The organism is Mycobacterium sp. TH-M15 (genome assembly GCF_057473705.1).
The window spans coordinates 1-4,783 of sequence record NZ_JBYCLB010000642.1; the positions used below are offsets into that span (position 1 = coordinate 1).

Sequence of the window (4,783 nt, forward strand, 5' to 3'; positions counted from 1 at the left end):
CGATCCGGCCGCCGAACGTCTGCTCGGTCTGCTGCGGCTTCCGCCAGTAGCCGCTGGATACGTTGCCGCCACCCAGCCAGACCTCCCCGACCCGGCCGGCCGGGTTCTCGGTCCGCGTCTCCGGATCGACGATCCGTACCGGGCACGCGCGCGGCAACCCGATACTGACCTGTTCGGACCCGGACTCGTCGTCGCAGGGTTCGGCGTAGCCGGCCGCCAGTTTCTCGTAGTCGAAGCGGACGATCACCGGGCGGTGCGAGCGGGGCGCGGAGCCGGCATACACCATGGCCTCGGCCAGCCCGTACGACGGCGCAACCGCGTTGGCGGGCAGGTTGAACCGGGCGAACCGCTCGGTGAACCGGCGGATCGTCGCGGCGTGAATCCGTTCGCTGCCGCTGAGGATGGTGTGCACGCCGGCCAGGTCGAGGCCGGCCATGTCGTCGTCCGAAGGGCGGCGCGCCGCCAGCTCGAACGCGAAGATCGGCGCCGCGGTGACCGGGTGCGGATGGCTGGCCAACTGCTGGATCCACCGGGCCGGCTTCTGCAGGAACGCGATCGGGCTCATCAGCACCGCCGGACGGTCCAGGGTGATCGTGCCGCAGATGCCGAGCAGCAGGCCCATGTCGTGGTAGTAGGGCAGCCACGACACCAGCGTGGTGCCCGGCGGTGGGGCGCCGCCTTCGTCTTCCCAGTAGTCCGCCACCACCTGCTCGATGTTCGCGAGGATGTTCGCGTGGGAGACGATGACGCCCTTGGGCACGCTGGTCGAGCCGGATGTGTACTGCAGCAGGGCGGTCTTGGTGCGCGACGGCTCGGGGGCGGCCACCGCGGTGTAGAAGTCGAGGGCGTCGATCTCGATCACCGCAACCGGTGGCCCGGGCAGTGCGCCGGAGCAGGAGACGACGTCGCCGACGGTTGCCGACGTGGTCAGGATCGCCACCGGCGAGCTGTCCTTCAGCGCACCGGTGACCCGCTCGTCGTGTCGACCACCCGCCGGCACCGGCAACGGGACGGCGACGAACCCGGCCGCCATCGCGCCCAGGAACCCGACGATGTAGTCCAGACCTTGCGGCGCGCAGATCGCGACGCGGTCACCGGGAGCTCCGCAGGACGCCAGCCGCGCGGCCACCACCCACGCGCGCTGCTGGACCTGCGCCCAGGTCAGCGTCTCCGCGTAACCGGCGGGGTCGACCTCGTAATCGATGAACGTGTACGCCGGCTCGTCCGGATGTTGTCGGACACGTTCGCTGAGCAGCGCCGGAATGGAAGACTCGACCGCCGACACCATTGCACCCCTCCTGATTTTAGCTGAAAGCCCCCCTTTAATTGCCGTAGGTTCGGCTAACCCGGCCATGTTATCGGGTCCACGCCGCTACGGACAATCGACGGACGATTTAAGGCGACAAGCACCCGCGGCACATCACCGTGCCGTTAGCACCCTACGTCATGGCGATCGACGTTGATGAATCGCACCGGCGACACACCGAAACTCGACCGTCGCCGGCGGGCCGGGCCCGCCTTATCCGCGGCAATAGGCCAGGATCTTCTTCTCGACGTCGGCCACCAACTCCGGGAGATGATCGTTGAGGTAGAAGTGATGGCCGGGGAAGACCCGCGCAGAGAACTCCGACGTGGTGCGCGCCGACCAGCCCGCCACCTTCTCGGCGGTGGCGATGTCGTCGCCGTCGGCGTAGAAGGCGAAGATCGGGCAGGACACCGTGGCGTCGGGCGGGCAGTCGTAGTTGGTGATCGCCTTGAATCCACGTAGGGTCGGCAGGACTTTCGCCGCGAACTCCTCGTTCTGCAGAAACTCGGGGTTGGCGCCGGTCATCTCGCTGACCGCATCGAGCAGGCCGCGGTCGGACTCGGGGATGTCCTGGTACCCGACCAGGCCGGGGGCGGCGACCGCGGAGACGAACAGGGCGGCGACCGGGTTCCCGGCCTGCTCGAATCGGCGGGCGATATCGAACGCCAGCAGCCCGCCCATGCTGTGCCCGAAGAACGCCACCCGCCCGTCGGCCTGGTCCAGCGGGGCGAGCATCGTGCACACCCGTTCGGCCAGGTCCGGAATCCCGGTGAACGCGCCGAGGTCGTGGTTGCCGCGGCGGCCCGGATATCTGACCGCAATCCGCTTGATGTCACCGGAGAACGCGTTGGCAAACGGGACGTAGTACTGCGGCGAGCCGCCGGCATGCGGGAAGATGTAGAGCTTCGGCGGGTGCGCAGTCACCCGGCCACCTTACCGACCAGCCGGCTAACCGGCGGCCGAGCCCGTCTCGGTGGACGGCGCGCCGAAGGCGGCCACCGGGCCGAACCCGCGGCGGCGGGCCAGCGTGGCGCCGCGGCGGATCAGCGCGTCCAGCCCGACGAGCCGGGCCTGGTCGGCGACCACGAACGGGGTCGGCAGCCGGTTGTGCACGAAGCCGAACGGAGAGCGGCCGGATGCCGTCGATCTCGCCGCCATTGGCGATCGCCCCGAACATCCGGGCCAGGCTGCGAACCCGAACTGCCGGTCGGCCGCGCCGTGCACCCCCCGCGGCAGCCCGCCGCCACACGTAGTTACCCTGTGATCTGCATCGGTGAGGTCACCCACAGCAGTGAACTTACCGGCCTGTGGTAGGTGGTGGGTGATCGGACCGAAACCATTCAGCGCTTCGCTGGCGGAGATGCACAGCATTTGCCACACGCTTACCACAACGGGCCGGCGACCGAACGGGGATACCGTCATGCCGTTGACGCGCACGTCGATTCCGGAGCTGGTGGGCGAGCTGGCCCGGCGGCAGCCGGACGCGGCCGCCTATACGTTCGTCGACTACGACGTCGACCCGGCCGGGCTGCGCGAGACGCTGACCTGGTCCCAGGTGCACCAGCGGACGCTGGCGGTCGCCGCGGAGCTGGCGACCCACGGCGCACCCGGTGACCGGGTGGCGATCCTGGCGCCGCAGGGCCTCGACTACGTGATCGGCCTGCTCGGCGCGCTGGCCGGCGGGTTCGTCGCGGTTCCGCTGCCGGCGCCACAGTTCGGCGTGCACGACGAGCGGGTCGCCGGCGCACTGCGGGACTGCGCACCGGTGGTGGTGCTGACCACTTCGGCGGCGGCCGGCGACACCGCGTCCGCCATCCGGTCGGCCGGCCTCGCACCGGACCTGATCGAGCTGGACGCGCTGGACCTGCACCCGCCGGACGGGTTCAGCACGCCGGCGACCCCGGCCACCCGGCCGGCGCTGCTGCAGTACACGTCCGGGTCCACCGGAGCCCCGGCCGGCGTCGCGGTCACCCACCGCAACATCGTCGCGAACCTGGAGCAGGTCAGCGCCGACCTCTTCGAGCACGCCGGGAAGGTACCGCCACCGGAGATGACGGTCGTCTTGTGGCTGCCCTTCTACCACGACCTGGGCCTGCAGTTCGGGATGTTCTTCCCGATCGTCCACGGGCTGCACGCGGTGATCATGGCCCCGATTGCATTCCTGGCGAAGCCCGCCCGCTGGATGCAGCTGCTGGCCAGCTACCCGAAGACGTTCTCCGGTGCGCCGAACTTCGCCTTCGATCTGGCGGCGCGGCGCACCACCGACGACGATCTGGCCGGCCTGGACCTGGGCGACGTGCTGAGCATCGCCAGCGGCGCCGAACGGGTGCAGCCGGGGACGCTGCGGCGGTTCACCGAGCGGTTCGCCAGGTTCCATCTGCCCGACACCGTGCCCCGCCCGGGCTACGGCCTGGCCGAGGCGACCGTCTACGTGACCTCCACGGCGATGGGCCGGGCCCCGGTGACGGCCCGGTTCGACTACGACAAACTCTCCGCCGGGCACGCCGAGAGGTGCGCAGAGGGCGGTGTCGAGCTGGTCGGCAACGGCGTCCCGCGCGCCTGCACGCTGCGCATCGTCGACCCGGAGGAGCGGACCGAGAAGCCGGCCGGCCAGGTCGGCGAGATCTGGGTGCACGGTGAGAACGTCACCAAGGGCTACTGGCAGAATCCGCAGCGGACCGAGCAGGTCTTCGGCGGCCGGCTGGTCGACCCGTCCCCGGGCACCCCGGACGAGCCGTGGCTGCGCTCCGGGGACCTGGGCGTCATCGTCGACGACGACCTGTTCATCGTCGGCCGCATCAAAGACCTGCTGATCATCGACGGCCGCAACCACTACCCCGACGACATCGAGTCGACCGTCTCGGCGATCACCCGCGGCCGGTCGGCGGCGGTCGCGGTCGCCGGCCAGGACCGCGGGCGAAGGGGGGCGATAGCCGAGGTCAAGACCGCCGACGGCGCCGACGCCGCGGCCCGGCTCGACGAGACGAAGCTGGAGGTGGCATCGGCGATCAGCCGGACGCACGGCCTGCGCGCCGACGACCTGGTCCTGGTAGCGCCCGGCTCGCTGCCGATCACCACCAGCGGGAAGATCCGCCGGTCGGCCTGCGCCGAGCGGTACCGGCAGAATGGTTTCACCCGGCTGGACGGCTGACGGCGGCCGTTAGCCGTCGGCCGCCCGGAGAATTTGCTCGGCGGCCAGCGCGGGGGTGAGCCGCCCGGCCCGGACCTGGTCTTCGATCGCGTCACGCCGCTCCCGCACCGCCGGGTTGGCGAGCACCCGGTCGAGCACCGCGTCGCGCACCAGCTGCCAGGTCCAGTCCACCTGCTGGGCGCGTCGGCGGTCCTCGAACTCACCGGCCTCGGTGAGCACCCGGGTGTGCCGTTCGACGGTCGCCCACAGCTCGGCCAGACCGGTTCCCTCGATCGCGCTCATCGTCAACACCGGTGGCCGCCAGCTGGTTTCGCGCGGATAGATCA

At 70.6% G+C, this 4,783-nt stretch carries 3 protein-coding genes and 2 pseudogenes; 1 reads left to right on the forward strand and 4 read right to left on the reverse strand.

Annotated elements, in window-relative coordinates:
- From AC2VNT_RS15650 to AC2VNT_RS15660, 3 genes and pseudogenes are all read right to left on the reverse strand, one after another.
- Positions 1 to 1,288: AMP-binding protein (locus tag AC2VNT_RS15650; protein WP_486947726.1), on the reverse strand; the 1,288-nt coding region annotated here is incomplete at its 3' end.
- 231 nt (positions 1,289 to 1,519) lie between these two features.
- Positions 1,520 to 2,230, reverse strand: a complete 711-nt coding sequence (locus AC2VNT_RS15655) for a thioesterase II family protein (RefSeq protein ID WP_486947727.1) — start codon at positions 2,228 to 2,230, stop codon at positions 1,520 to 1,522.
- Positions 2,231 to 2,254: 24 nt separating this feature from the next.
- Positions 2,255 to 2,498: pseudogene (locus tag AC2VNT_RS15660) on the reverse strand (esterase); the annotation flags it as partial.
- A gap of 228 nt (positions 2,499 to 2,726) precedes the next feature.
- On the opposite strand from AC2VNT_RS15660, the gene AC2VNT_RS15665 reads away from it, so the two are divergent.
- On the forward strand, positions 2,727 to 4,457 hold the full coding sequence (locus tag AC2VNT_RS15665; protein WP_486947728.1) for an AMP-binding protein: 1,731 nt from the start codon (positions 2,727 to 2,729) through the stop codon (positions 4,455 to 4,457).
- Positions 4,458 to 4,466: 9 nt separating this feature from the next.
- Here AC2VNT_RS15665 and AC2VNT_RS15670 read toward each other — a convergent pair.
- Positions 4,467 to 4,783, reverse strand: a pseudogene (locus AC2VNT_RS15670) (methylmalonyl Co-A mutase-associated GTPase MeaB); the annotation flags it as partial.